The sequence below is a fragment of the Nonomuraea recticatena genome, assembly GCF_039533245.1.
Classification (GTDB): Bacteria; Actinomycetota; Actinomycetes; order Streptosporangiales; family Streptosporangiaceae; genus Nonomuraea; species Nonomuraea roseola.
Genome location: NZ_BAAATE010000007.1, coordinates 1 through 26936 on the forward strand (window position 1 = coordinate 1; position 26936 = coordinate 26936).

Consider the following 26936-nt stretch of genomic DNA (forward strand, 5'->3'; position numbering starts at 1 on the left):
TGGAACGCCTCGGCATCCTGTTCGACGTCTCCCACCTCGGCGCCTCAGGCGTCGCCCACGTGCTGGAGCTGGCCACCAGGCCCGTCATCGCCACCCATTCCTCGGCCAGAGCCCTGCGCGACCACCACCGCAACCTCACCGACGAGCAGATCAGGGGTGTGGCGGGCACGGGCGGGGTGATCTGCGTGAACTTCCTGGCCGCCTTCCTCACCGAGAACGCCCGCGAGGCCACCCTCGACCACCTGCTCGACCACATCGAGCACATCGTGGGCGTCGCCGGCATCGACCATGTGGGGCTCGGCCCCGACTTCATGGACGAGGTCCTGCGCGACCTCACGCCCCCGTGCTGCGAGGGCGTCAGCTCCAGCGGCATCGACAACCGCGCGGTGATACCCGGCCTGGCGGGTCCTGGCGGCCTGCCGCTGGTGGGCGAGGGGCTGCTGGCGCGCGGGCTGCCCGAGGCGGACGTGCGGAAGATCCTCGGCGGCAACGTGCACCGCCTGTTCGGAAAGGCGCTGGCATGATCGACGACCTCGAGGAACTGGTCACCTGCGAGTCCTTCTCCAGCGACCTCGCGGCGGTGGCGCGCAGCGCCAAGGTGGTGGCCGCGATGGGCGCCCGCCACCTCGGCGCCCCGCCCGAGACGATCGTGGTCGACGGCGTCACGCACCTGCGCTGGAGCTTCGGCACCCCGCGGGTGCTGCTGCTCGGCCACCACGACACCGTCTGGCCGATCGGCACGCTCGCCACCCACCCGTGGTCGGTGATCGACGGCGTCGCGAGGGGCCCCGGCGTCTTCGACATGAAGGCGGGGCTGGTGCAGCTGTTCCACGCCCTCGCCGGGCTCGGCGACCTCGACGGGATCTGCGTGCTGGTCACCGGCGACGAGGAGGTCGGCTCGACCACCTCGCGCGCGCTGATCGAGGAGTGCGCGCGCGGCCTGTCGGCCGCGTTCGTGCTGGAGGGCAGCGCGGACGGCGGCGCGCTCAAGACCGCGCGCAAGGGCACCTCCGACTACACGGTCACGGTGTACGGCAAGGCCGCGCACGCGGGGCTCGAACCGTGGAACGGCGCCAACGCGGGCATCGAGCTGGCCCACCAGATCCTCACCATCGCCGGCATGGCGGCGCTGGCCGACTCCACGGACTCCCCCGGCACCGGCGGCACCACCGTGACGCCGACCGTCCTGGCGGGAGGCACCACGCTCAACACCGTGCCTGCGCTCGCGCGGGTGGGGGTGGACGTGCGGGTGCCGACGCTGGCCGCCCAGTCCAGGGTCGACACGCTGATGCGCGCTCTGTCGCCCCAGGTGCAGGGGACGAGGCTGGAGGTCAACGGAGGGCCGAACCGCCCGCCCATGGAGGCGGCCATGTCGGCGGAGCTGTTCAGGCTGGCCCAGGCGCTCGCGGCGGGGCTGGGGCTCGGCGCGCTGGAGCAGGCCTCGGTCGGCGGGGCCTCCGACGGGAACTTCACCGCGGGCATCGGGGTGGCGACGCTGGACGGGCTCGGAGCCGTGGGCGGCGGCGCGCACGCCGACCACGAGCACGTGATCGTGGCGGAGATGCCTGGCAGGGCGGCGCTGCTGCGGGCGCTGGTCGCCTCCGTGCTGGCGCCCTGACCAGGCCCTTCGCTGACGGCGGGGGCGGGCTCGGATAGGTTTCTGAGCGTGGAGGGAGGCCGGGTGACGGTGCGGGAGCTGCACGAGATCGGCGAGTTCGCCGACGTGCGCAGGCTGTTCGACGCCATCTGGCGCCCCGACCCCGCCAACCCGCCCGTCACCGTCGAGCTGATGCGGGTCTTCTCACACGCCGGCGGCTACGTCGCGGGAGCCTACGAGGACGGCGAGCTGGTCGGCGCCTGCGTGGGCCTGCTCGCCTCGGGCAACAGCCTGCACTCCCACGTCACGGGGGCCGTCCCCGGCAGGGGCGTCGGCCACGCGCTGAAGTCGCACCAGCGGCGGTGGTGCCTGGAGCGCGGCATCGACCGCGTCACCTGGACCTACGACCCGCTGGTGCGCCGCAACGCCTATTTCAACATCGCCAAGCTCGGCGCCCGCCCCTTCGAGTACGTGGAGAACTTCTACGGCCGGATGGCCGACGCCATCAACGAGGGCGACGAGTCCGACCGCCTGGTGGTCGAGTGGCTGCTCAAGGAGGAGGTCGTGGCGCGGCGCCCTGACGAGGGGGTGGCGGCTCTGGTGGAGGTGGGGGGACGCCCGGTGAGGGAGCCCGCGCACGGGCCCGTCGTGCTGGTCGGCACGCCCGCGGACATCGAGACGCTGCGGAGGGGGGATCCAGGGGCGGGCAGGGCGTGGAGGCACGCGATGCGCGAGGTGCTGGGCGGTTTGATGGCGGGCGGCGGACAAGTGACGGGCTTTACCAAAAAGGGTGACTATGTGGTGTCAGCCGGGTAGGTCCCGGCTGTGTTCACGCCGACGGTTCCACATCGCGTCCTGCCCCCCGTCACCGTCAGAGATCTGCCAGACGCGCCCACCTCCCGGTGGCGGCTCATCGGCCCGGGGCTGGTGGGCGCCGGCGTCGGGCTGGCCAGCGGAGAGTTCATCCTCTGGCCCTACATCGCCTCCCAGGTCGGTCTGATCTTCATTTGGGGCGCGCTGGTGGGCATCGTGACCCAGTGGTTCCTCAACATGGAGATCGAGCGCTACACGCTGGCCACCGGCGAGACCGCGCTGACCGGTTTCAGCCGCTTCTGGAAGCACTGGGGCGCGGTCTTCGTCCTCATGACGCTGCTGTCGAACCTGTGGCCTGGCTGGGTGACCACGTCGGCGACGATGGTGACGTACCTGACCGGCAGCGGGCAGGGCACCGTCCGCTACATCGCGATCGGCATGCTGATCGTGATCGCGCTCGGCCTGACGCTGGCCCCCGTCATCTACACCGCGCTCGAGCGGGTGATCTTCATCAAGATCGGCCTGGTGCTCACCCTGATCGTGGTGGCCGTGCTGTTCGCGATCAACGCCGACGCGTGGGTGGCGCTGGGCAGGGGCCTCACGGTCGACGCGAGCTTCCCTGTTCCTCCGCTGGAGTTCGCGGTGCTGATGGGCGCCATCGCCTACGCCGGTGCGGGCGGCGGGCAGAACCTGTGCCAGAGCAACTGGATCCGCGACAAGGGCCTGGGCATGGGCGCCTACGTGCCGCGGCTGGTCAGCCCGGTCACCGGGCAGGAGGAGGCGGTCTCCTCCACCGGCTTCCAGTTCTCTCCGACGAAGGAGAACCTGGCCAGGTGGCGGGCCTGGTGGCGCTTCGCCAACATCGAGCAGGGCTCGACCTTCGCCGTCGTGTCGTTCGTGACGATCGCGCTGATGTCGATGCTGGCCTACTCCACCGTCTTCGGTCAGCCGGGGCTGGCCAACAGCATCGGCTTCCTGAAGGTCGAGGGCGAGGCGCTGCGCGACACCGTGGGCGCGTGGTTCGGCGTGCTGTTCTGGCTCATCGGGGCGCTGTCGCTGTTCGCCTCCGCGATGGGCATCGTCGACTACACCAGCAGGCTCGCCTCGGACGTGCTCAAGACGGTCTACCTGCGCGAGCGCGCGATCTCGGTGAACAGGGTCTACTTCCTGGTCGTCTGGGCGATGACGCTCATCGGCATCTCCGTCCTGCTGGCCGGTTTCGACCAGCCGCTGATCCTGCTGGTGATGTCGGCCAGCTTCGCCGCCGTGATGATGTTCGTCTACTCGATCCTGCTCATCGTGCTCAACAGGCGGGCGCTGCCGGGGCCGATCAAGGTGCGCTCCTACCGGCTGGCGGCGCTGATCTGGTCGGTGGCCTTCTTCGGCTCGCTGACCGTCCTGACCCTCATCCAGCAGGCGCAGAAGATCCTGGGCTGACCGCTTGACCTCAAGTCCACTTGAGGAAACAGACTGGCCCGCATGAGAATCGTGGAGGCGACGAGTTTCGGCGGTCCCGAGGTCCTTCGGGTGCGGGAGGCCGACGATCTGGCGGCGGGGCCTGGTCAGGTCGTGGTGGGTGTGGTGGCGGCCGACGTGCTGTCTGTCGAGGCGCAGTTGCGCACCGGATGGGGCGCCGAGTGGTCGGGCGCGCGGCCGCCGTTCGCGCCGGGAACAGGGGTGGCGGGGCGCGTGCTGTCGGCGGGCGAGGGCGTCGACCCCTCGTGGGTGGGGCGGCGGGTGGCCACGAGGGTCTCCGGCGGCTACGCCGAGCAGGCGCTGGCCGACGTGGACGGGCTGATCGCGCTGCCCGACGAGCTCGGCTTCCCCGAGGCGGCGGCGTTGCTCCAGGTCGGGGCGGCCGCGATGAGCCTGATCGAGGCGGCCGAGCTGAAGCCCGGCTCACGGGTGCTGGTGACCGGCGCGGGCGGCGGGCTCGGTCTGGTGCTGGTCGAGCTGGCCGCGGCGGCGGGCGCCGAGGTCACCGCCTCCGCCACCGCCGTGGCCAAGAGGCAGCGGGCCGAACGGCTCGGCGCGGCGCACACCGAGCCCAAGGGCGCCTACGACGTGGTCTTCGACGGCGTGGGCGGCGAGACGGGTGCGCGGGCGTTCGAACTGACCGCCCCCGGCGGGCGCGTGTTCGCCTACGGCGTCATGGAGGGCTCCCCCGCCGCCGTCGATCCCGAGCTCGCGGCGGCGCGTGGCATCACCGTCATCGGCATGGAGCAGGTCCAGTTCACCCCCGAGCGGTTCAGAGCCCTGGCGGAGCGGGCCCTGAACGCGGGCATCACGCCGACGATCGGGCTGGCCGTACCGCTGGACAGGGCGGCGGAGGCGCACGCCGCGATCGAGTCGCGCGCGTTGGTCGGCAAGGCGGTCCTGCTGGCGAGGTCGAGAGCCGTCCGCTACAGGGAGTTCGGCGAGCCCGACGTGCTCAGCCTCGACGAGGTGCCCATCCCCTCGCCTGGCCCCGGACAGGTCAGGATCGCGGTGAGGGCGGCGGGGGTCAACGCCATCGACTGGAAGTTCCGCAGGGGCTTCATGGTCGTCCCGCTGGAGGAGCCCGCGGGCACGGGACTGGAGGTCTCCGGCACGGTCGACGCGCTCGGCGAGGGCGTCGAGGGCTGGAGCGTCGGGCAGCCCGTCTTCGGCAGGGTCGCGACCGGCGGGCTGGCCGACCACGTGCTGATCGAGGCCGCCGAGCTGCTGGCCAAGCCCGAACGGCTGTCGTTCGAGGAGGCCGCCGCGCTCCCTGTGGCCACCGAGACCGCCGTGAGGACGCTGGCCGAGCTCGGCGTCGAGCGGGGGCAGCGGCTGCTGATCCACGCGGTGGCCGGAGGCGTCGGCCTGGTCGCCGCGCAGCTGGCCCTCTCGCGCGGGATCGAGGTCGTCGGCACGGCCAGCGAGGGTCACCACGCGTTCCTCCGCGAGCTGGGCGTGACCCCCGTGACCTACGGCGAGGGCTGGGCCGAGCGCACGGGCCCCGTCGACGCGGTGCTGGACGCTTCGGGCAGGGGCGTGCTGGCCGACTCGGTCAGGCTCACCGGCGACCCAGCCAAGGTGGTCACGATCGCCGACCCCTCAGCGGGCGAGCACGGGGTCCTGTTCTCCAGCGGCTCGAGCGGCCCGAGCGGCCCGTCCGTCGTCGGGGAGGTCGTGGACGGCGGGGCCGTGCGCATGCCCATCGCCAGGACCTTCCCCCTGGAGCGGGCCGCCGACGCGCACCGGCTGAGCGAGCACGGCCACCTTCTGGGGAAGATCGTGGTGATCACGGAAGCAGACCTTCCGCAATAGGCGGCACACTGGGAACATGCTCGAAACCTCGGCCCGCCTGCTCAAGCTGCTCTCCCTCCTCCAGGCGCACAAGGACTGGTCGGGGCCCGAGCTGGCCGACCGGCTCGGCGTGAGCACCCGCACCGTGCGCAACGACATGGAGCGGCTGCGCAGCCTCGGTTACCCGGTGCACGCCACGCCCGGAGTGGCGGGCGGCTACCGTCTCGGCGCGGGGGCGGCGCTGCCGCCGCTCCTGCTCGACGACGAGGAGGCGGTGGCCGTCGCGGTCGGCCTCGGCAGGGCGGCCGGCGGCGGCGTGGCGGGCATCGAGGAGAGCTCGGTGCGGGCGCTGGCCAAGCTGGAGCAGGTGCTGCCGGTCAAGCTGCGGCGCAGGGTCAGCGCGCTCAACGCCTACACCGTGCAGATCCCCGGCACCGTCCCCTCGGTGCCGCCCGAGGTGCTGACGACGATCGCCAACGCCGCGCGCGACCACGAGCGGCTGCGCTTCGACTACACGGGGCACGACGGCTCGGTCACCACGCGCGACGCCGAGCCGTACCGGCTGGTGCACAGGCGCGGGCGCTGGTACCTGGTGGCGTGGGACGTCGAGCGGCGCGACTGGCGGACGTTCAGGGTCGACAGGATCAGCCCGCGCACGCCGGGCGGGCCCCGCTTCGCCCCTCGCGAGCTGCCGTTCGACGTGGCCGAGCACGTCGAACGCGGGGTGAACACCGCGATGTGGCGCTACAGGGCCAGGGTGCTGCTGCACGCGCCCGCCGAGCGGATGAGGGGCCTGCCGACCGGCATGGACTTCGAGCCTGTCGACGAGCACACCTGCGTCGCGCACGTCGGCGGCGACGACCTCAACGGCATCGCGGTGTGGATCGGCGCGCTCGGCGTCGACTTCGAGGTGCTCGACCCGCCGGAGCTGGCCGAGGTGGTGCGAGGGCTGTCAGAGCGCTACCGCAGGGCGGTCAGCGACCGGTAGGCCGACGGCCGACCCGATGGCGCTGCCCGCCGACGACGACCCACGAGCGCACGATGACCGCCCGCTTCTACCTGGGCGACACCCCTGAGGGCGGCACCCGGTTCACCGGTGAGCTGCGCTTGGAGACCAGGCCCGACTCGTAGGCGAGCACGACCAGCTGGGCGCGGTCCCGCGCGCCCAGCTTCACCATCGCCCTGCTGACGTGGGTCTTGGCGGTGAACGGGCTGATCACCATGCGCGCGGCGATCTCGTCGTTGGACATCCCGCGTCCTACCAGCGCCAGCACCTCTCGCTCGCGGTTGGTGAGCGGGGAGAGGTCGGCCACCTCGGCCGCGGGCGCCTGGAGCACGAACTCGTCCATCAGCCTGCGCGTGATCGTCGGGGACAGCAGCGCGTCGCCCCTGGCGGCGACCCTGATCCCGGACAGCAGGTCGACGGGCTCGGTGTCCTTCAGCAGGAAGCCGGCCGCGCCCGCGCGCAGGGCGTCGAGGACGTACTCGTCGACGCCGAAGTTCGTCAGCATCACCACGTGCACGCCCGTCAGGCGCTCGTCGGCGACGATGCGCCTGGTGGCCTCGATGCCGTCCATGACGGGCATCTGGATGTCGAGGAGGGCGACGTCGGGCCGGTGCCGTACGGCCAGTTCGACCGCCTGGCTGCCGTCGGCGGCCTCGCCGACCACCTCCAGGTCGTCCTCGGCCTCCAGCAGCGCCCTGAAGCCGCCTCTGATCAGCGCCTGGTCGTCGGCGAGCAGTACCCGGATCACGAGCGGACCACCGGCAGCTCGGCCCTGACGGTGAAGCCGCCCTCGGGGCGGGCCTCGGCGCGCAGCCTGCCGCCGAGCGCCACGACGCGCTCGCGCATGCCGGTCAGCCCGATGCCCGGCTGGTGTTCCTCGTCCGGTACGGCGGCGCCGTCGTCGTCGATCTGCACGATCACCTCTCCCGGCAGGTAGCCGATGCGGACCGAGGCGGAGGCGGGGCCCGCGTGCCTGCTGACGTTGGTCAGCGCCTCCTGGACGATGCGGTAGGCGGCCCTGTCCACCTCTGCGGGCACCGGCCTGGGCGAGCCGCTCACCTCGACCTTCGCGGGAAGTCCCGCCGCGCGCGCCCTGTTCACCAGCTCGGGCACCTGCTCCAGGCCGCTGCCCTCGTCCGAGCGCAGCACCTCGAGCGTGGCGCGCAGCTCCCGCATCGCGTCGGCCCCGGCCTCCTGGATGGCGACCAGCGAGGCCGGCACCTCCTCGCCGCGCTTGCGCGCCAGGTGGGCGGCCACGCCGGCCTGCACCTTGATGATGGAGATGCTGTGCGTGAGTGAGTCGTGCAGCTCGCGGGCGATGCGCAGCCGCTCCTCGCCCGCCCTGCGCAGCGCGGTCTCCTCGCGGGTCCGCTCGGCCTCGGCGGCGCGCTGCTCGACCTGCTCCAGGTAGGCGCTCCACGCGCGGGTGGCCTCGCCGATGACCGCGGCCGCGACGAGCCAGCCGACGACCAGCACCCTGCTCTCGATCGCCGACCTGGGCGAGAGTCCCGCGGCGGCGTCGTGCCCGAAGGCGAACATGCCAGCCAGGAAGAGCACGACCCCCGCCAGCGCGGCGGGGCGCTTGCCCTGCCTGACGGTGGTGTAGACGGCGACGAGCACGGGGAAGGTCGCCACGGCGCCCGGCTGCATGCGCACGGTGTAGGCGAGCATGCAGACGACGGTCACGGCCAGCACGACGACGGGGAAGCGCCGTCTGAGGGCGAGCACCAGCGTGCCGCCGAGCAGCAGCGCGTAGTCGAGCGGGGCCAGTCCAGGGGAGAGCAGGATCTCCGTTCCGACCTGCCCCGCCGCCACGACGGCGGCCAGCAGCAGATCCCGATCAAACCTCATACCCGCACGATAGACGCATATATGTGCACAGACGTCATACACAGGGAGTACTTCCGCTGAGCGACGACAGCGCAGGGGGCAGAGGCCACTGTGGGTCCATGACTCGATTCGTCACCCCCGTGGGCAAGAACGTCCGCACCGGCCTGGCAGGGCAGGTCTACGCACAGGTGAAGGCCGAGTTCGGCTTCGTCGGCGAGCTGTTCGCGGCCCTGTCCCCCGCCCCCGAGGTGCTGGCCGCCACGTGGGCGCTGCTGAGGGAGTCGCTGCTGGCGGGCCCCTCGCGCAGGACGGACAAGGAGGTCATCGCGCTGGGCGTCTCCGTGGCCAACAGGTGCCCGTTCTGCGTCGACGCGCACACCGTCTTCCTGCACGCCATGGGTGAGCACGCGCTCGGCGAGGCGATCGCGCGCGGCGAACGGCCCGCCGGGCCGCGCCACGCCCTGCTGCTGGACTGGGCGCGGCGGGAGCGCGCCGCCGACCTGCCCGTCGATCAGGTGGGAACCGCGCTGGCCTGCCACTTCGTCAACAGGATGGTCTCCGCGCTGGTGGGCGAGAACCTGCTTCCCGGCGGGATGGACTCCTCCCCCTTCGTCCGGCGGGCGGCGGGCAGGGCGATGTCGCGCACCGTGCGGCGGCGCCGCGTGCCAGGCCTGTCGCTCACTCTGATCCCCCGGGGCTGCGCGCCGTCGTGGGCCGAGGGCTCGCCCGTCGGCCCGGCCTCCGCCGCCCTGCGCGCCGCCGCCACGGGCGAGGCGCTGAGCAGGACTGCGAGGCAGGTCGTCCGCGCGGCCGTCGGCGAGCACGACGCCGGGCACCCGCCGCTGGGGAACGGGTGGCTCGAAGGACCTCTGGCGGCCCTGCCCGAGCGGGAGCGGCCCGCGACCAGGCTGGCGCTGCTGGCGGCGCTGGCGCCGTACCGGATCACCGAGAGGGAGGTGGCGGCCTGGCCGGTGACCGACGCGGAGCTGGTGCGGCTGCTGGCCTTCGGCGCCTTCGCGGCCGTGGAGCACGTGGAGCGGGCGATCACCCCTTCGCGGCCAGGTACTGCTCCCGCACCTTCGAGCGCGACAGCTTGCCCGTAGGCGTGCGGGGCAGCTCGTCGCGGAACTCGATCACCTTGGGATGCTTGAACCTGGCCAGCCGCGGTTCGAGGTGGGCCAGCAGGTCCTGCGCGGTGACCTGCGCGTGCGGCTGCACCAGCGCCACCACGTTGTGCCCCCACTCCTGGTCGGGCACGCCGATGACGGCGACGTCGGCCACGGAGGGGTGCTCCAGGAGGGCGGCCTCGATCTCGGCAGGGTAGATGTTGACCCCGCCGGAGATGATCAGGTCGGTGCGCCTGTCGCACAGGAACAGGAAGCCGTCCTTGTCGAGGAAGCCGATGTCGCCAGGGGCGTACCACTCGCCGCGCATGCTGGAGGCGGTCTTGACCGGGTCCTTGCGGTACTCGAAGGTGCCGAGACCCGACTTGACGTAGATCATGCCGGGCTCGCCCGGCGGCAGCTCCATGCCGTTCTCGTCGAGGATCTTGGCCTCGAAGGTGGGGGCGGGCCTGCCGACCGTGCCCGGCCTGGCCAGCCAGTCGTGCGGCTTGACGGAGAAGGCGATGGTCGACTCGGTGGAGCCGTAGTACTCGTAGAGCACGGGCCCCCACCAGTCCATGATCGCCTGCTTGACCGCGACGGGGCAGGCGGCGGCGGTGTGGACCACCTGCCTGATCGACGACAGGTCGTAGCGCTTCCTGACCTCGGGGGGAAGCAGCAGCATCCGGTGGAACATCGTGGGCACCATCATCGCGTTGGTGACCTTGTACTTCTCGATCAGGGCGAGGATCGGCTCGGGCTCGAAGCGCGGCGCGATCACCAGCGTGTGGCCCAGGTGCAGCGCGAACTGCGTGTGGGCGCACGGCGCCGAGTGGTACATCGGCGAGGTGACCAGGTGCACGCCAGGCCCGGGGCGCAGGTCGCACACCTCGCCGAGGAACCAGACGTAGAGCGGCACGATGGCCTCGGGCTCGGCGCCCGGCAGCGGGCGCTGCACGCCCTTGGGGAAGCCGGTGGTGCCGGAGGTGTACCACATGACCGCGCCGGCGGTGCGGCCGTCGGGCGCGGTGTCCTGCTGTCCTTCGGCGAGCGCTGCCACGTCCTCGGGCCCTGTGACGACCACTCTGGCGTCGCAGTCGCCGACGATGTAGTCGATCTCGGGCTGGGTGAGGTGCCAGTTGACCGGCACGTAGTAGAGGCCGAGCTGGCCGGTGGCCATGAGCATGACGACCTGCTCGACGCCGTTGCGCAGCACCCCCGCCACCACGTCGCCCTGGGCCAGGCCCCTGGCGCGCAGCCCGTGGGAGACCTGGTTGACGCGGGCGAGCAGCTCTCCGTAGGTGGTCGCGGGCTCGGCCACGGCCAGACGGCCGGGGTCGGACCGCGCTATCTCGTAGAACCCGTTCATCACAGCTCCAGCAGGTCGGCCAGCCGCTCTCGGTGGGTACGGGGCGGGCCGAGCAGCACCTCGTCGGCCTTGGCCCGCTTGTAGTACAGATGCGCGTCGTGCTCCCAGGTGAAACCGATGCCGCCGTGCAGCAGCAGGTGGTCGCGGGCCACCTCGAAGCAGGCCCTGCCCACGTAGGCCTGGGCCAGGGCGGCGGCCTCCGGCAGCTCGCCCGACGACTCGTCGGCGGCCCACGCGGCGTACCTGACGATGGACTCGGCCTGTTCGAGCTTGCAGTGCATGTCGGCCAGCTTGTGCTTGACGCCCTGGTAGGAGCCGATGTAGCGGCCGAAGGCGACGCGGATCTTGGCGTAGCCGACGATGGCCTCGAGGCTCGCCCGCATGACGCCCAGCTGCTCGGCGGCCAGGGCGACGGAGAACAGGTTCCACGCCCGCTCCAGGGCGATGCCGTCGGGCGGCGAGCCGAGCACCCTGCCGCGCGCCCCCTCGAGCACGACCTCGGCCTGGCTCCTGGTCAGGTCGAGCGTGGTCAGCGGGGTGCGGGTCACGCCCTCGCCTGTCAGGTCGATCGCCACCAGCGCGACGCCGTCGTGACGGGTGACGGGGGCGAGCAGGACGTCGGCCTCCCCGGCGTTGACGACCTGGGCCAGCCTGCCGTCGACCAGCGCCTCGCCGTCGCGGGAGGCGGTGACGAGGTCGCTCCCGCCGGGCAGCGGGGCGACCGTGGCCGTCAGCCGGCCCTCGGCGACGGCGGTGAGCAGCTCCTTGTCGGGCACCTGGGTCAGGGCGATCGCGGCCAGCGCGTTGGCCAGGAAGGGGCCGGGCAGCAGCGCGGCGCCTGTCTCCTCCAGGACGACCGCGAGCTCGGTGAGGCCCGCGCCCGCTCCGCCGTACTCCTCGGGGATGATCAGGCCGGACAGGCCGAGCTCCCCGTTGAGGCGCGCGTAGACCTCGGGCCTGTGTCCTTCGCGCGGCGAGAGGCCGGCGAGGAAGGACCTGACGGTGGCGCGCAGCTCCTGCTGGTCCTGGCCGAGTACGAGCTTCACTGCTGCGTCCCCACCTTCAGGTCCTTGAACGGCACGGTCTTGTCCACCCTCGGCTCGGGCGGCAGGTTGAGCACGCGCTCGCCGATGATGTTGCGCATGATCTCGTTGGTGCCGCCGCCGAGGGCCATGGCGGGGGCCAGCGAGATCGCGTGGGAGAGCTCCTCGTCGACCACCGACTCGGGGCCGACGAGGCTGGTGGCCAGGTCGGCGGTGTAGAGGGTCAGCTCGGCCAGCAGCAGCTTGGCCGCGCTCCCCCTCGCGCCGGGGAAGAGGCCCGCCCTGGTCTCCTGGGACAGGCGCTGGTTGAACAGCGACAGCGCGCGGGAGCGGATGTGCAGCTCGACGAGCTGGTCGCGGACGAGCGGGTCGCCGGTGTCGACGGCCTCGCGCAGCCTGGCCAGCCAGTCGGCGCCGCCGCCCATCCCGACACCCGCCGAGATCGACAGCCGCTCGTGCAGCAGCGTCGTCACCGCGACGCCCCAGCCGTCGTTGACCTCGCCGACGCGGTGCTCGTCGGGGATCGTCACGTCGTCGAAGAAGATCTCGTTGAAGTGGGAGCGTCCTGTCATGTCCTTGAGCGGCCTGACCGTGACGCCCGGGTGGTGCATGTCGACGACGAACATCGTCAGGCCCTTGTGCTTGGGCACGTCGACGTCGGTCCTGGTGAGCAGCAGCCCCCAGTCGGCGTGCTGGGCGACGGAGGTCCAGACCTTCTGCCCGTTGACCACCCAGCCGTCGCCGTCGCGCACGGCGCGCGTCTGCAGGCTGGCCACGTCGCTGCCCGCGCCCGGCTCGGAGAACAGCTGGCACCAGACCTCCTCGCCACGCAGCAGCGGCCGGAGGAACCGCTCGCGCTGGGCGTCGGTGCCCCTGTCGAGCAGCGTGGGACCGCACATCCCGAGGCCGATCGAGAAGATGTAGGTGGGAAGAGCGTAGTCGCGGGCCTCGGCGGCGAAGGCGCGCTCCTCGGCCTGGGTCAGGCCCTGCCCGCCCCACCTCTTCGGCCAGGTGATGCCGGAGTACCCGGCGTCGTAGAGCCTGGCCATGAACTCTCTCGCGTCATCGGTCCGATCCGCGTTGGCGGCCAGCCAGACCCTGGCCGCGCTCCGATACTCGTCAAGGTTCACATGGTCTCCTCGGTATCAGTGCTCACTTACTCTAATCAGTCGCCCGGCCCCCGCATAGAGCAGAGATTTGTCCGGATTTATTGATGAATCTCCGTTAATTAGAGTCGTGGCCACCTAGTGTGATCCTCTGATTACCGGGGGGAGAGGCTTGATCGCACGCTACGCGGGGTCTGTGCGGGGGCGGCTGGCGCTGATGGCGACAGCCGGTGTCACCCTGCTCTGCCTCGCCGTCGGCGCGATGGTCCTGTACGGCGTGCACGGCGCGGCCGTCGACTACAGGACCAACGAGATCGTCAGCGCCGCGCTCCGCGTGGTCCACCTGATCAAACGGGGCGACCTGCCCGAGATCGTGATCACGGACGCCGAGGGCGTCCAGGTGCTCAACACCGGCGGCGAGGTGGTCGCGGCCTCGGCGAACCTCGAAGGGCGGCCGAGGCTGCTCTCCCTCATCCCCGACCCCGACAACGCCAGCCGTACCCAGACGGTGTGCGGGGTGCCCGAGTTCGACCACGAGTGCGAGATCGTGGCCGTCTTCAGGGTCTACGAGCAGGACGGCGACTGGATGGTGTACGCCTACGACGACACCGTCCCCTGGTACGTCCACCCGCTTATGCTGGCCTTCCTGACCGGGATGACGCTGGTGCTCGCCGGGCTCACCTGGTTCGGGACCTCCCGTACGGTCGCGAGGACGCTCGCGCCCGTCGAGGCGATCAGGGCCAAGCTGGACGAGATCACCGCGACGGACCTCGGGCAGCGGGTGCCCGTGCCGTCCAACCCCGACGAGCTCCACGCGCTGGCCAAGACCGCCAACAGGACGCTCGACCGGCTGGAGGCGGCGGTCGAGCAGCAGCGCAGGTTCGCCTCCGACGCCTCCCACGACCTGCGCAGCCCCATCACCGCGATGCGGACCCAGGTGGAGGAGGCGATGCTGCACCCGCGCGAGGCCGACTGGGAACAGACCGGACGGGCGTTGCTTGCCAGCCTCGACCGCCTCCAGGCGATCGTGACGGACCTGCTCACGCTGGCCAGGCTCGACGCCGGCGCGCCGCAGGCCTGCAGCAGGGTCGACCTGTCGGAGCTGGTCCGCGCCGAGCTGGCCGAGCGTCCGCGCAGCAAGAAGGTCAAGACCGACCTGTGCCCCGCCGTCGTGGACGGCGACAGGCTGCGGCTGGCCAGGCTGCTCACGAACCTGCTCGACAACGCCGAACGGCACGCCGACTCGCTGGTGAGCGTCACCGTCTTGAGGGAGGGCGGCGAGGCGGTCCTCGAGGTGCTCGACGACGGCGCGGGCATCGCGCCCGGCCAGCGGGAGTTCGTCTTCCGCAGGTTCGCCAGGCTCGACGCCTCGCGCAACCGCGACGCGGGAGGCACCGGCCTCGGCCTGCCGATCGCCCGCGAGATCGCCCGCCACCACGGCGGCACGCTGACGATCGCCGACTCCGACTCGGGTGCGCGATTCGTGCTGCGACTGCCGGCGAAGGACGGGTGACAGATGCTGACCACGTGGTCGGTCCGGCGCAGGCTGACGTTGCTGGCCGGGCTCACCGCCATGGCGGGCTGTCTGGTCGCCGTGGTGGTGATCACCCTGCTCGCGCACCTGGTGCTGACCGACTACCGCCTCGATCAGGCCGCGGCGGCCGGGCGCAGGACCACCTTCAACGTGGAGAGTTACGCCCCCTCGCTGTCGCCGGTGATTCCCACCGAGGAGGTCGAGCTGATCCAGGTGACCGACCAGCGGGGCAGGATCAGGCAGGCGAGCGCCCGCCTGCTGAACAAGCCGCCGCTGACCCGCGTCACGCCGACGGGTGACGACGGCAGAGTCGACACCGTCATCTGCACCGACCAGGTGCCAGGCGAGCACTGCCTGATCACCGTGGCCCACAGGGTCAGGGTGGAGGGGGCCTACTGGACGGTCTACTCCTACGTCCCCGTCGTCCCCTGGTACGTCCATCCGCTCTACCTCCTGGGCGCGGCGCTGACCGTCATGCTGCTGACCGCACTGGCGGCGGGGGGCGCCTCGATGACCGTGCGCAGAGCCCTGGCGCCGGTGCGGACGATCAAGGAGGAGCTCGCCGAGATCACCGCGACCGACCTGGGCCGCAGGGTGCCCCCCTCGCGCCACCGCGACGAGATCTCCGACCTCGCCGACACGATCAACCAGACCCTCGACGGGCTGGAGGCGGCGGTGGAGCAGCAGCGCAGGTTCGCCTCCGACGCCTCCCACGACCTGCGCAGCCCCATCACCGCGATGCGGACCCAGGTGGAGGAGGCCAGGCTCCATCCCGAGGAGGCCAACTGGGACCACACCAGCAAGGCGCTGCTGGGCAGCATTGACAGGCTGCAGGCGATCGTCGGCGACCTGCTCACGCTCTCCAGGCTCGACTCGGGGGCGCCAGGCGCGAAGGAGCCCGTCGACCTGGGCGAGCTGGTGGGAGAGGAGCTGGACCGGCGGCCGAGGGGCAAGGAGATCGTCCGCGATCTGCGGCCCGGCGTCGTGGTGACCGGCGACAGGATCAGGCTGGCCAGGCTGCTGACCAACCTGCTCGACAACGCCGAGCGGCACGCCGAGTCGCAGGTGACGGTCGCGGTGGGCCAGCGGGGCGAGCAGGCGCTGCTCGAGGTGCAGGACGACGGCGCGGGGATCGCGCCCGACCAGCGGGAGATCGTCTTCCACCGCTTCACCAGGCTCGACGCCTCGCGCAACCGCGACGCGGGAGGCACCGGCCTCGGCCTGCCGATCGCCCGCGAGATCGCTCAGGCGCACGGCGGCACGCTGACCATCGAGGACTCGTCCTCAGGCGCCCGCTTTGTCCTACATCTCCCTCTGCGCAACGGTTACCACGGGTAATACAGTTTCCCCCTGTGACACGTGGTTTCGGCCGTTTGCGGCGAGAAGACTTACTGAAGACGGCCTGCGAGGTCATCGCGGCCCAGGGATTCGGGCACACCAGGACCCTCGACATCGCCAGGGCGGCGGGGGTCAGCCAGGCGCTGTTGTTCTACCACTTCGAGACCAAGGACCAGCTGTTCGCGCAGGCCCTGGTCTACGCCGCCCGGCGCGATCTGGACTCACTGGCCAAGCTGGACCGCGCGGGCGGCACCCCTGTCGAGCGCCTGCGCCATCTGCTCAGGCTCTACTCCCCCACCGGCTCGGCCAGGACGTGGCGGATGTGGATCGACGCGTGGGCGGAGTCGATGCGCAGCGCCGACCTCGAGGAGACCTCGCGCAGGCTCGATCTGAGATGGAAGGAGTCGTTGCGGGCGATCGTGGAGGAGGGGGTGGCCTCGGGGGCGTTCGCCTGCGCCGATCCCGACGCGGCGACCTGGCGGATCCTCTCCCTGGTGGACGGCCTGGCCGTCCAGGTGAGCGTGCATCGCAGGGTGTTGTCGCGCCAGAGGGTGGCCGAGCTCATCCGGACGGCGACGGCCGCCGAGTTGGGCATCCGCGAGGAGGACCTTTCGTAGCTATTGGATTCTTCGTACAATTGCGCTCATGACAGCTGCACCGAGCTCTACCGCCGCCAGGGAACGCGACGAGTCGGTCGCGGAGAGGCGGGCCTACGAGTCCGTCATCGAACGCCTGTCCAAGGCGTCGGTCGACAAGCACTGGGAGCCGTACGTCGACATCCCCTGGGATGACCCCGACTTCCTGATCGATCCCGCCGATCCGCGCTGGGAGCTGCCGCCGGTCGACAAGCTCGGCCGGCACCCCTGGTACCGGAGCCGCTCACCCGAGACCAGGGCGCGGATCGGCCTGTGGCGGGTGGCGACCGCCATGAAGATCGGGCTGCAGTTCGAGAACCTGCTCAAGCGCGGCCTGCTCAACTACGCCTACCGGCTGCCGAACGGGTCGCCCGAGTTCCGCTACGTCTACCATGAGACGATCGAAGAGGGACATCACGGGATGATGTTCCAAGAATTCGTGAACCGGACGAAACTCCCGATCCGTGGCATGCCGGGGCCGCTGTCGCTCCTCGCCCAGGTCGCGCCGTGGATCCCGCTGATCTCCACCGAGCTGTTCTTCGTCTTCGTGCTCGGCGGGGAGGACCCGATCGACCACGTGCAGCGGAAGGTGCTCAAGGACGGCTACAAGCACCACCCGCTCGAAGAGGCCATCATGCGCATCCACATCGCCGAGGAGGCCAGGCACATCTCCTTCGCGCGCCACTACCTGCGCCGCAGGGTGCCCAGGATGCCGCGCTACCGGCGCCTGGCGCTCGGGGTGATCTCGCCGGTCATCCTCGGCCTCATGGCCAGGATCATGCTCGCTCCCCCTGGGCCGATGATCCGCGCCTTCAAGATCCCGCCGCAGGTGGTGAAGGAGGTCTACACCGGCAGCGAGGAGTTCAGGGCGGAGCTGCGCGACTCGGTCGGCAAGACCCGCGATCTGTGCTCCGAGCTGGGCCTGGTCAACCCGGTCACCAGGAGGATCTGGAAGGCCATGGGCATCTGGGCGGAGCCGCGCGCGTGAGATCACCGAAGACCGCGTTCGTCACGGGGGGCGCCTCGGGCATCGGCAGGGCGCTGGCCATGGCGCTGGCCGCCAAGGGCGTGGCCGTCACCGTCGCCGACCTGGTCGCCCCCGACCTGCGCGGGATGGAGCACGTCGAGCTCGACGTCACCTCCGCCGAGGCCGTCGCCTCCGCCGTACGCGCGGTCAGGCAGCGCCACGGCAGGCTCGACTTCGTCTTCAACAACGCGGGCATAGCGGTCGGCGGCCACGCCGAGGAGCTCACCCTCGACCACTGGAACCGCGCCATCGACGTCAACCTGCGCGGCGTCGTGCACGGCGTGCACGCGGCCTACCCGATCATGATCGAGCAGGGCTACGGGCACATCGTCAACACCGCCTCGATGGCCGGCCTGGTGCCCGCTCCGCTGATGCTGCCCTACACGGCGAGCAAGCACGCCGTCGTCGGGCTGTCCATGGCCCTGCGCGCGGAGGCGGCGGCGCACGGGGTGAGGGTCAGCGTGGTCTGCCCGGGGTTCATCGACACGCCGCTGCTGGACAACGCCAACCCCGGCCTGCCGTACACCGAGACGGGGGCGCAGGCCCGCGACGCGGCGGTCATGGCGCAGGGGCGGCTGTATCCGGTGGAGTCACTGGCGGCCGACATCCTGCGCGGCGTCGCCCGCAACCGGGCACTCATCGTGGCGCCGGCGTCGGCACGGCTGGCCTGGCGCGCCGCCCGCCTCTCGCCCTCGGGCGCCATCCGGGCCGCCGCTCTCGCCATCCGGCGCGTTTCACCTCCCCCAAAACGGACATAATTCGCATATCGGGGGGTGATTGTGTGAGTTCCAAGTCACGGCAGACCCGCGAGCAGCACGCCTCGCGCGGCGGCACCGAGACCCGTCAGTCGTCGACGCCCAAGCCTTCCAAGGCCACGCACGAGTCGGGGGCCGCGACAGAACGGACGACGGGAGGCGGCGCGCAGTCCAAGCGGCTGGCCAAGGCGCAGCTCCCCCTGCGACGCGGGCAGCGATCGAGCTAGCGGGTGAAACCCGGATGCCGGTCCCGCCTGCTCCCGGGCGGGACCGGTACACGGTGACGCCTTTCGCCGGTGTCTAAAGCCTCGCCCTGCCCAGGACGTGGGCCATGGGCGGGATGCCGCTCTGCGGGGCGAAGGCGAACCTGTCGGCCTCCTCCACCGCGAACCCCGCCCGCCTGATGACCGCGAGGGTGTCGCGGTTGGGATGGCAGCCTCCCGCCATCACCTTCCACGCCGGCGTGATGAGGTCCTGGAGCAGGCCGTACACCCTGTTGGCCGAGCGGACGTGCTCGTAGAAGCGCAGCTGCCCGCCTGGTCTGAGGACGCGCGCCAGCGCGGCCAGCGCCCTGGCGGGCGACGGAACGCTGCACAGCACGAGGGAGCACACGGCGGCGTCGAAGGGCCCCTCTGGCAGCGCCTCGGAGTGGCCCGCCACGACGGTGACCGGCACGGGCGCGGCCGCCGCCGCCCGCGTGGCGTGGGCGCGCAGGGTGTCGTCGGGCTCGACCGCCACCACCTCGGTGACCGCCTGCGGGTAGTGCGCGAAGTTGCGGCCGTTGCCCGCGCCGACCTCGATCACCCGCCCCGAAAGGCCGGCCACGAGGCGGGCGCGGTGCGCGGCGCCGCCCCGCTCGTCGGCGATCCTGGAGGCGTCGACGTAGATCCGTGCCAGTCGTGGATGCTGGAAGTCGGACACCTCCTCACGCTACCCGCCGTTCCCTGGCGACGCGGGCGTCACGACGTGCCTCGCAGGTTGGTTCGCAGGAGGTCCAGGAGCGGTTCGCGGCGCGCGCAGGCCTCCAGCGCGAAGGAGTCGGCCAGCGCGCGCAGCCCGTCGTCGTCGAGCCCGCCGAACAGCGCCGCGTATTCGGGCAGCAGCGCCTGGGCCAGCAGGATGTGCCTGATCAGGTCGTCGGTGGTGTAGCGGGCGCCCCACGGATAGGGACGCCATCCGGCGAACTCCCTCTCGACCAGCCGGTGCAGCGGGGCCAGCTCGTCGGCCGACTCCTCCATCGTCGAGCCCCAGCGGTCCGCGCCGAGCCTGCGCTTCTTGTCCATGAAGGCGCCGAACCGCTCGCCGTACGGCCCCGACGCGCACACCAGCCCCTGCAGGCCGACGTCCTTGTAGGTCCACAGCGACCAGCCCGCCCCGTGCGCGTCGTAGATCTCCAGCTGGTCGCGCAGGATCTGGTAGCGCTGCTCGTCCACGACGGGGTCGCCGGTGTAGACGGGTCCGAACTCGCCCACCCACAGCGGCGTGCCCGTCTGCCGCTGGAAGGTCGTCCGCCTGTCGAAGGCCCGCTCCAGCTGCTCGCGGTCGCACCACTCGCCCCTGGTCATGCCCGGGTAGGGGCCGCCGTGCGCGAACCCGGCCAGGGCGTAGTCGTGACAGACGAAGACGGTGTTCTCGTAGACCTCCCTGAAGACGGAGAAGTCGGTGGAGTAGGTGTTGCCGTCGAGGAACAGCACGTGCCCGGGGTCGGCCGCGCGCACCGCCTTGACCAGCCGGTCGTAGAACGGCCCGATCACCTTGCCGGACGGGTCGCCCGGCTCGTTGACGGGGTTGTACCCGGCCACCCACGGATGGTCCTTGTACCGGTCGGCGATCGTCTCCCAGAGGTTGACCACCCTGTCCTGGAAGTGCCTGTGCTGCCAGAAGGCGGCCAGGTGCGTGGGGTTGTCGGAGTGCCAGTGCTGGTTCTGCGAGCCTGGCAGCGCGTGCAGGTCGATCACGCTGTAGACGCCGTGCTCGCCGAGCAGGTCGATCACGCGGTCGAGGTGGCGGAAGCCGTGCTCGATGATCTCGAAGGGGCGGCTGTCGGACTCGAGGTGGTGGTAGTTGACGGGGATGCGCACGCAGTTCATGCCGAGCTCGGCCAGCAGCGCGGCGTCGCCGGGGCCGAAGAAGGCGGTGAGCAGCCTGTCGAAGAACAGCTCGGCGCGCTCCTCCCCCAGCACCCCCGTGACGGCCTCGCGCATCGCCGACTCGTTGGCCGGGTAGCCGGTGATGAAGTTCTCCATGTTCAACCAGCCCCCGAGCCCCACGCCGCGCAGCCGTACGGGAGCGCCGTCGGCGGTGAGGAGGCGCTCTCCTGACACGTGCAGAGTCACTCTCTATCCCTTCGTTGCGCCGGCGGTGAGACCGCTGACCAGGTGCCGTTCGGCGACCGCGTAGAAGGCCAGGGCGGGAACCATGGCCAGGACGATGTAGGCGAGGATGCGGGCGGTGTCGGAGGCGTACTGGCCCTGGAACTGCTGCACGCCGAGCGGGATGGTCCACCACTGCTGGTCGGTGAAGACGACCAGCGGCAGCATGAAGTTGTTCCAGCTGCCGACGATGGCCAGCACCGACACCGCGGCGAGAGCGGGCCTGGCCATCGGCAGCAGGATCCGCCAGAAGAAGCCGAAGGGGCCGCAGCCGTCGAAGATGGCCGCCTCCTCGACCTCGTTGGGGATCGTGCGGAAGAAGGCGCGCAGGATGATGATCGTCATGGGCAGGCCGAAGGCGGCCTGCGCGAGGATCACGCCGAGCGGGTTGTCCAGCAGCCCGAAGGTACGCAGCAGCACGAACAGCGGCAGGATCGCCACCGCGAAGGGGAACATCAGCCCGACCGCGAAGAGGGTGAAGATCGCCTCGCGGCCCCTGAAGGCGAAGCGGGCCAGCACGAAGGAGGCCAGCGCGGAGACGCCCACCACCAGCAGCGTGGTGGCCAGCGCGATGAACACGCTGTTGCCCAGCTGCCGCCAGAACTCGGGCGCGGCGAGGACCTCGGTGTAGTTGCCCGTACGCCAGGGGTCGGGCAGGCCGAACGGGTTGGTCGACAGCTGGGCGGTGTCCTTGAACCCGCCGACGACCGCGTAGATCAGCGGCACCGCGACGAACGCGCCGAGCAGCGCGGCGACCAGGTGCAGCGGCAGGTGCTTGAGCTTGGTCGTCATCGGTTGACCGTCGCTCCTTCCAGGTCGCGGCGGAGCACGAAGCGCTGGTACCACAGCGCGAAGACGAGGCTGAGCACGAACATGACGACGCTGATCGCGCTGGCGTAGCCGATCTGAAGCCGCTTGAAGCCGAACTCCATCATCGTGACGGCCATGGTCTCCGAGGCGTGGCTGGGGCCGCCGCCCGTGATGATCCAGACCAGGTCGAACAGCTGGACGGTGCCGATGACCGACAGGAACACGCTGATCCTGATCGTCGGGCCGAGCAGCGGCAGCGTGACGTGCCTGAAGACCTGCCAGGGGGTGCCGCCGTCGATCTGCGCGGCCTCGGTCAGCTCCTTCGGGATGCTCTGCCGTCCGGCCAGGTAGAGCAGGGTGTGGAAGCCGAAGTACTTCCACGTCATGACCAGGAACAGGGCGGGCATCACGGTGGAGGTGTCGGCGAACCAGGTGGAGGAGAGCCCGAAGGCGCCGAGGATCGTGTTGGCCAGGCCCCTCTCGTCCGGCGCCAGGATCATCGAGAACAGCACCGCGGTGACGGCCTCCGACAGCACGTACGGCGCGAAGAACAGCAGCCGGTAGCCCGCCCTGCCCCTGAGGCGCTGGTTGAGCAGCAGCGCGATGCCCAGTGACAGCGGCAGTTGCACCGCCAGCGAGGCGAGCACGAGGAAGCCCATGTTGCGCAGGTCGCCCGCGAAGACCTCGCTGGCGAACAGCCGCAGGTAGTTGTCCAGGCCGACGAAGTCCTGTGGCAGGCCGCCCATGCCGTTCCACTTGAAGAAGCCGGCGTAGAAGGCGAGCAGGATCGGGGCCAGCACCAGCAGCGCGAACAGCACCACGGCGGGCAGCAGGAACAGCGCGATGGTCAGCCCGCGCCTGGCGCGGGGCGGCGGCGGGGCCGCCACGCGCAGGGCGGGCAGGACGCCCGGAGCGGTCTTGACCACGCTCACTCCGACTTGGCCGTCTCGGTGATCGACTTGACGACCTCCTCAGGCGTCTTTCCGCCCACGATGAGCTGGGCGACGCTGTCGTTCACCTCCTGGCCGACGGCGGGCGGGTAGGCCTGGTCGAGGTAGAGCTGGAAGCCGCTGGCGCCGGTCAGGTTCTCCACCACCAGCTTGAGCGCCGGGTTGGTGACCGCGTCCTCGGTGCCCTTGATGACGGGGAGCGCGAAGGCGTTGGTGATCGCCTCGCGGTGCCTGGCGGGGTCGGAGATGAACTTCAGGAACTCCACCGCCTCGGCGGGGGCGTCGGCGCCGACCGCGAACCCCTGGCCGCCGCCGAACGCGTCGGTGATCGCGCCCTTGCCGCCCTCGACGGCGGGGAAGGGGAAGAAGCCGAGGTCCTCGCCGAGGCCCTTGCCCGAGCTCTTCTGCACGTCAGGAGCCCACTGGCCCATCAGCTCCATCGCGGCCTTGCCGTTGGAGACGGCGGCCGCCTGGCCGCTGGGGGTGGAGTAGCTCGCGTTCTGGAAGCCGGTCTGGAAGGGTTGCAGGTCGGCCAGCGCCTTCAGGTGCGTGCCCGCCGCCACGAAGTCGGGCCCCGTGAAGTCCTTGGTCTCGGCGGCCCGCCTGAGCGCGTCGAGCCCGGCCACGCGCATGGCGAGATAGGCCCAGTAGTAGTGGCCTGGCCACTTCTCCTTGCCCGCCAGCGCGATCGGGGTGACGCCCGCCGCCTTGAGCTTCTTCACCGCGTCGAGGTAGGCGCTCCAGGTGGCGGGCGGCTCGCTCACGCCCGCCTTGGCGAAGAGCTTCTTGTTGTACCAGAAGCCGACCATCCCGATGTCGGTCGGGATGGCGTAGGCCTTGCCGTCGATCTGGTAGGCGGCCATGGCGGCGGTGCTGAAGGTCGGCAGGATCGGCGCGGCGTCGGCGGTGAGGTCCTTGACCAGCCCGGCCTCGGCCTGCTGCCGGAGCACGCCGCCGCCCCAGGTGGTGAAGATGCTGGGCGCCTTGCCCGAGGCGGTCTGGGTGGCCATCTTCGACTTGAAGGACTCGTTCTCCAGCACCGTGATCTTGACGGTGACGTTGGGGTGCGCGGCCTCGAAGTCCTTGGCCCACTTGGCGTAGATGCCCTTGCCTGGGTCGCTGGTCAGGATGTGCCACCACTCGAGGGTGACCTTCTCCTTCGCGGCCGGCTGCTGTGACCCGGCGGGCTGCTGCGTGTCGGCCGCGCCACCGCAACCGGCCAGGAGCAGCGACGCCGCCGCTGCTGCCACCACATGACGTCTCACAGGGGTTCCCTTCTTTGAAAGTTTCGAGTACCCCCCGAATGTTTCGCGCTCGTAGCGTAGGTATGGAGGTAGTTGACCGTCAATAGGCGAGGATCGTCGCCGAAAGTTTCGGTTACACTCCCGGACATGCCAGTGAAGAGGCGGGTGACGATCGCCCTGATAGCCGAGGAGGCAGGGGTTTCGATCCCCACGGTGTCCAAGGTGATCAACGGCAGGCCCGAGGTGGCCGCCGAGACCAGGCGCAGGGTCGAGCGGCTGCTGCACAAGCACGGCTACCAGCGCAGGGTCAGCCAGGACGAGGGCCGCGCGGGCCTGGTCGACCTGGTCTTCGCCGAGATCGAGAGCCCGTGGGCGATGGAGATCGTGCGCGGCGCGGAGTCGGCCGCGCACGAGGCGGGCGCCAGCGTCGTCATCTCGGTGCTGCACACCCACGCCGGCCCCGGGCCCGACTGGATGGAGCGGCTGGCCGGCCGCCGTACCGACGGGGTCGTCATCGTCGCCTCGCGCCTGTCGACGGGGGTGCAGGCCCAGTTGAGCGCCCGCTCCCTGCCGTTCGTCGTGGTCGACCCCGAGGGCGAGCCCGCGCCGGGGGTGGCCTCCGTCGGCGCGACGAACTGGAACGGCGGGCTGGCCGCCACGCGCCACCTGCTGGAGCTCGGCCACCGGCGCATCGGCATGATCAGCGGGCCCGCCGACATGCTGTGCAGCCAGGCCAGGATCGACGGCTACAGGGCCGCGCTCGAGACCGCGGGCGTGCCGTCCGCGCCCGAGCTGATCAGGCGCGGCACCTTCCTCGTCGACTCCGGGCACGACCAGGGGCACGCGCTGCTGTCGCTGGAGCAGCCGCCCACCGCCATCTTCGCCGGCAGCGACCTGCAGGCCTTCGGCGTCTTCGAGGCGGCCAGGCAGCGGGGCCTGCGGGTGCCTGAGGACCTGTCGGTGGTGGGCTTCGACGACCTGCCGCTGTCGAGGTCGGCCTGGCCCCCGCTCACGACGGTGCGGCAGCCGCTGCAGGAGATGGCCGCGCTGGCGACCAGGACGGTGCTGTCGATGGGGCGGGGCGAGCAGCCCGAGACCCGGCGGGTGGAGCTGGCCACCGAGCTGGTGGTGCGCGAGAGCACCGCCCCGCCCCGCCCCTCCTGACCTCTGGTTCCGGGCGCGTTCAGGCCGGGGCCTTGAACATCCCCTCCCTCCGGCCTAGGGTCGGGAAAGCGCTTGCCTAACGGAGGGATCCCCCCAGAAATGATCCGTGTCGCCATTGTCGGCAGTGGAGGAATCGCCGGAACCTGTCACATCCCCGCCCTGCGCGGTGAGTCCCGCAGGGCGCGGATCGTCGCCGCCGTGGACGTGGACGAGGACAGGGCCAAGGCGTTCGCCGCCGAGCACGACATCCCCGCCGCCTACACCTCCCTCACCGACATGCTCGACAAGGAGCGGCCCGACCTCGTCCACATCTGCACGCCGCCCTTCACGCACACCGCCCAGGTGGTGGAGTGCCTGGAGGCGGGGGCGTGGGTGTGGTGCGAGAAGCCGTTGTGCCTGTCGCTGGCCGAGTTCGACGCCATCGCCGCGGCGGAGGGGGCGGCGGGGCCGTACTCCTCCGTGGTCTTCCAGCACCGCTTCGGGTCGGGCGCCCACCACCTGCGCTCGCTGATGGCCGAGGGCGTTCTCGGGCGCCCGCTGGTCGCGCTGTGCGAGACCAGCTGGTACCGCCCGCCGGCCTACTACGAGGTGCCGTGGCGTGGCACGTGGGCCAGCGAGGGCGGCGGCCCCACGATGGGCCACGGCATCCACCAGATGGACATGATGCTCTCCATCCTCGGCGAGTGGGAGGAGATCAGGGCGATGGCGGGGCGGCTCGACCGCGACGTGGAGACCGAGGACGTCTCCATGGCCATGGTCCGCTTCTCCAGCGGCGCGATGGCCAGCGTGGTCAACAGCGTGCTGTCGCCGCGCGAGCAGAGCTACCTGCGCTTCGACTTCGCCCAGGCGACGGTGGAGCTGCGGCACCTGTACGGCTACGCCAACGCCGACTGGAGCTCGACCTCGCAGGCCTGGAACCCGCCCCAGGACGTGCCGAGCTCGCACGCCGCCCAGCTCGGCGAGCTGCTCGACGCCTTCGAGCGCGGCGAGCGCCCTCCTGTCAGCGGCGTCGAGGCCCGCAGGACCATGGAGCTGGTGACGGGCCTGTACGCCTCGGCGCTGACCGGCGCTCCCGTCCTGCGCGCCGAGCTGACCCCCGACAGTCCCTTCTACCACCGGCTGAACGGAGGACTCTCGCTGTGAAGGACACAGGAAGCGAGCTGGTCGAGACCTTCGACGGCGTCGAGGTCATGCGCTACGTCTACCGTCCCGACATGCCGCTCTTCGAGTCACCCAAACCGTACTTCCACCCGCTGCGCACGCTGGACGGCGACGTCGTGACCGGTTACCGGCCGCACGACCACCGCTGGCACAAGGGCCTGCAGATGACGGCCTCGTGGCTGTCGGGGCAGAACTTCTGGGGCGGCGGCAGCTACGTCCACGCCGAGGGCGGCTACGTGGAGCTGCCGAACAACGGCTCCATGCGTCACGAGGAGTGGCTGGAGCCCGGCGTCGAGCGGCTGACGTGGTGGACGCAGGCGGGCGAGCACTGGGTGGACGAGCGGCGCACGATCGCCACCTCGGCGGGCGAGGACTTCTGGACGCTGGAGTTCGCCACCGAGCTGACCAACGTGCGCGGCGAGGACCTGCTGTTCGGCAGCCCGACCACCAACGGCAGGCCGATGGCCGGCTACACCGGCCTGTTCTGGCGCGGCCCCCGCGCCTTCACCGGCGGCCGGGTGCTGGCCTCCGGCGGCCAGGGCGGCGAGGAGATGATGGGCAGGACCGCCTCGTGGCTGGCCTTCGTCGGCAGGCACGACGAGGTGGACAGGGACTCCACGCTGGTCTTCGTCTCCGAGCCCGGCCAGAGGTGGTTCGTGCGCTCCGAGCCGTTCGCCGCGGTCAACCCGTCGATCGCCTTCTCCGAAGAGGTGCGCCTGGCGGCCGGCGAGACGCTGTCGCTCAGCTACCGCGTCGTCATCGGCAACGGCGCGTGGTCCAGGGAGCGCCTCGACACCCTGTGACCTCAG

The 26936-nt window shown here is 71.1% G+C and carries 26 protein-coding genes; 16 read left to right on the forward strand and 10 right to left on the reverse strand.

Translation table 11 applies throughout. The features are described from left to right. The 6 genes from ABFX50_RS15880 to ABFX50_RS15905 all read left to right on the forward strand — a co-directional run. The coding region (locus ABFX50_RS15880; RefSeq protein WP_346147093.1) for a dipeptidase at positions 1-524 on the forward strand (524 nt) is incomplete at its 5' end. After that, positions 521-1618 carry a M20/M25/M40 family metallo-hydrolase gene (locus tag ABFX50_RS15885; protein ID WP_346147095.1) on the forward strand — a complete coding sequence of 366 codons (1098 nt, stop codon included), beginning with the start codon at positions 521-523 and terminating at the stop codon, positions 1616-1618. The genes ABFX50_RS15880 and ABFX50_RS15885, both read left to right, overlap by 4 nt. A gap of 63 nt (positions 1619-1681) precedes the next feature. After that, positions 1682-2413 (forward strand): GNAT family N-acetyltransferase, encoded by a 732-nt coding sequence (locus tag ABFX50_RS15890; protein ID WP_346147097.1) that lies wholly within the window; start codon positions 1682-1684, stop codon positions 2411-2413. A 9-nt stretch (positions 2414-2422) separates the two neighbouring features. After that, positions 2423-3847: an Nramp family divalent metal transporter gene (locus tag ABFX50_RS15895; RefSeq protein ID WP_346147099.1), complete on the forward strand. Its 1425-nt coding sequence runs from the start codon at positions 2423-2425 to the stop codon at positions 3845-3847. Between the two features lie 42 nt (positions 3848-3889). Further along, positions 3890-5701, forward strand: coding sequence for a zinc-binding dehydrogenase (locus ABFX50_RS15900; RefSeq protein ID WP_346147101.1), 1812 nt, complete (start codon positions 3890-3892; stop codon positions 5699-5701). Positions 5702-5717: 16 nt separating this feature from the next. Further along, the gene (locus ABFX50_RS15905) at positions 5718-6668 is read left to right on the forward strand and encodes a helix-turn-helix transcriptional regulator (RefSeq protein ID WP_183646496.1); all 951 of its coding nucleotides are present in this window, start codon (positions 5718-5720) and stop codon (positions 6666-6668) included. A 67-nt stretch (positions 6669-6735) separates the two neighbouring features. Here ABFX50_RS15905 and ABFX50_RS15910 read toward each other — a convergent pair whose 3' ends face one another. Next, positions 6736-7434, reverse strand: a complete 699-nt coding sequence (locus ABFX50_RS15910; protein WP_346147104.1) for a response regulator — start codon at positions 7432-7434, stop codon at positions 6736-6738. Then, positions 7431-8537, reverse strand: a complete 1107-nt coding sequence (locus ABFX50_RS15915; RefSeq protein ID WP_346147106.1) for a sensor histidine kinase — start codon at positions 8535-8537, stop codon at positions 7431-7433. Before ABFX50_RS15915 ends, ABFX50_RS15910 begins: the two co-directional genes overlap by 4 nt. A gap of 98 nt (positions 8538-8635) precedes the next feature. On the opposite strand from ABFX50_RS15915, the gene ABFX50_RS15920 reads away from it, so the two are divergent. Continuing rightward, a complete protein-coding gene (locus ABFX50_RS15920) occupies positions 8636-9619 on the forward strand; it encodes a carboxymuconolactone decarboxylase family protein (RefSeq protein ID WP_346147108.1) in 984 nt (327 codons plus the stop codon). On the opposite strand, the gene ABFX50_RS15925 is transcribed toward ABFX50_RS15920, so the two are convergent. The 3 genes from ABFX50_RS15925 to ABFX50_RS15935 are packed head-to-tail and all read right to left on the reverse strand — an operon-like array spanning position 9561 to position 13161. Further along, positions 9561-10988, reverse strand: a complete 1428-nt coding sequence (locus ABFX50_RS15925) for an AMP-binding protein (protein WP_346147110.1) — start codon at positions 10986-10988, stop codon at positions 9561-9563. The two genes, ABFX50_RS15920 and ABFX50_RS15925, sit on opposite strands and share 59 nt — an antisense overlap. Further along, complete coding sequence (locus ABFX50_RS15930) at positions 10988-12034, reverse strand: acyl-CoA dehydrogenase family protein (protein WP_346147112.1); 1047 nt, start codon at positions 12032-12034, stop codon at positions 10988-10990. The genes ABFX50_RS15925 and ABFX50_RS15930 overlap by 1 nt, the downstream gene beginning before the upstream one ends. Further along, on the reverse strand, positions 12031-13161 hold the full coding sequence (locus ABFX50_RS15935; protein ID WP_346147114.1) for an acyl-CoA dehydrogenase family protein: 1131 nt from the start codon (positions 13159-13161) through the stop codon (positions 12031-12033). The genes ABFX50_RS15930 and ABFX50_RS15935 overlap by 4 nt, the downstream gene beginning before the upstream one ends. Positions 13162-13309: 148 nt before the next feature. Between ABFX50_RS15935 and ABFX50_RS15940 the strand changes: the two genes are divergently transcribed. From ABFX50_RS15940 to ABFX50_RS15965, 6 genes are read left to right on the forward strand one after another with little or no spacing between them, the layout of a single operon-like run. Further along, on the forward strand, positions 13310-14650 hold the full coding sequence (locus ABFX50_RS15940) for a sensor histidine kinase (RefSeq protein ID WP_346147116.1): 1341 nt from the start codon (positions 13310-13312) through the stop codon (positions 14648-14650). 3 nt (positions 14651-14653) lie between these two features. Continuing rightward, complete coding sequence (locus ABFX50_RS15945) at positions 14654-16009, forward strand: sensor histidine kinase (RefSeq protein ID WP_346147118.1); 1356 nt, start codon at positions 14654-14656, stop codon at positions 16007-16009. Between the two features lie 14 nt (positions 16010-16023). Then, complete coding sequence (locus tag ABFX50_RS15950) at positions 16024-16626, forward strand: TetR/AcrR family transcriptional regulator (protein WP_346147120.1); 603 nt, start codon at positions 16024-16026, stop codon at positions 16624-16626. 28 nt (positions 16627-16654) lie between these two features. Then, positions 16655-17632, forward strand: a complete 978-nt coding sequence (locus ABFX50_RS15955; RefSeq protein WP_183646527.1) for an AurF N-oxygenase family protein — start codon at positions 16655-16657, stop codon at positions 17630-17632. Beyond that, positions 17629-18429, forward strand: coding sequence for an SDR family NAD(P)-dependent oxidoreductase (locus ABFX50_RS15960; RefSeq protein WP_346147123.1), 801 nt, complete (start codon positions 17629-17631; stop codon positions 18427-18429). The genes ABFX50_RS15955 and ABFX50_RS15960 overlap by 4 nt, the downstream gene beginning before the upstream one ends. 23 nt (positions 18430-18452) lie before the next feature. Continuing rightward, a complete protein-coding gene (locus tag ABFX50_RS15965) occupies positions 18453-18653 on the forward strand; it encodes a hypothetical protein (protein WP_346147125.1) in 201 nt (66 codons plus the stop codon). 73 nt (positions 18654-18726) lie between these two features. On the opposite strand, the gene ABFX50_RS15970 is transcribed toward ABFX50_RS15965, so the two are convergent. Genes ABFX50_RS15970 through ABFX50_RS15990 form a run of 5 tightly spaced genes read right to left on the reverse strand, consistent with a single transcriptional unit; the run spans position 18727 to position 23823 of the window. After that, positions 18727-19347, reverse strand: coding sequence for a methyltransferase domain-containing protein (locus tag ABFX50_RS15970; protein ID WP_346147127.1), 621 nt, complete (start codon positions 19345-19347; stop codon positions 18727-18729). Positions 19348-19385: 38 nt separating this feature from the next. Then, positions 19386-20762 (reverse strand): glycoside hydrolase family 5 protein, encoded by a 1377-nt coding sequence (locus tag ABFX50_RS15975; protein ID WP_346147129.1) that lies wholly within the window; start codon positions 20760-20762, stop codon positions 19386-19388. A 3-nt stretch (positions 20763-20765) separates the two neighbouring features. Further along, positions 20766-21590 (reverse strand): carbohydrate ABC transporter permease, encoded by an 825-nt coding sequence (locus tag ABFX50_RS15980; protein ID WP_346147131.1) that lies wholly within the window; start codon positions 21588-21590, stop codon positions 20766-20768. Continuing rightward, a complete protein-coding gene (locus ABFX50_RS15985) occupies positions 21587-22534 on the reverse strand; it encodes a carbohydrate ABC transporter permease (RefSeq protein ID WP_346147133.1) in 948 nt (315 codons plus the stop codon). The genes ABFX50_RS15980 and ABFX50_RS15985 overlap by 4 nt, the downstream gene beginning before the upstream one ends. 2 nt (positions 22535-22536) lie before the next feature. After that, positions 22537-23823, reverse strand: a complete 1287-nt coding sequence (locus ABFX50_RS15990; protein WP_346147135.1) for an extracellular solute-binding protein — start codon at positions 23821-23823, stop codon at positions 22537-22539. A gap of 126 nt (positions 23824-23949) precedes the next feature. On the opposite strand from ABFX50_RS15990, the gene ABFX50_RS15995 reads away from it, so the two are divergent. From ABFX50_RS15995 to ABFX50_RS16005, 3 genes are all read left to right on the forward strand, one after another. Next, the gene (locus ABFX50_RS15995; protein ID WP_346147137.1) at positions 23950-24966 is read left to right on the forward strand and encodes a LacI family DNA-binding transcriptional regulator; all 1017 of its coding nucleotides are present in this window, start codon (positions 23950-23952) and stop codon (positions 24964-24966) included. Between the two features lie 99 nt (positions 24967-25065). Further along, positions 25066-26109, forward strand: a complete 1044-nt coding sequence (locus ABFX50_RS16000; RefSeq protein WP_346147139.1) for a Gfo/Idh/MocA family protein — start codon at positions 25066-25068, stop codon at positions 26107-26109. Next, the gene (locus tag ABFX50_RS16005) at positions 26106-26930 is read left to right on the forward strand and encodes a DUF6807 domain-containing protein (RefSeq protein WP_346147141.1); all 825 of its coding nucleotides are present in this window, start codon (positions 26106-26108) and stop codon (positions 26928-26930) included. The genes ABFX50_RS16000 and ABFX50_RS16005 overlap by 4 nt, the downstream gene beginning before the upstream one ends. Positions 26931-26936 lie beyond the last annotated feature (6 nt).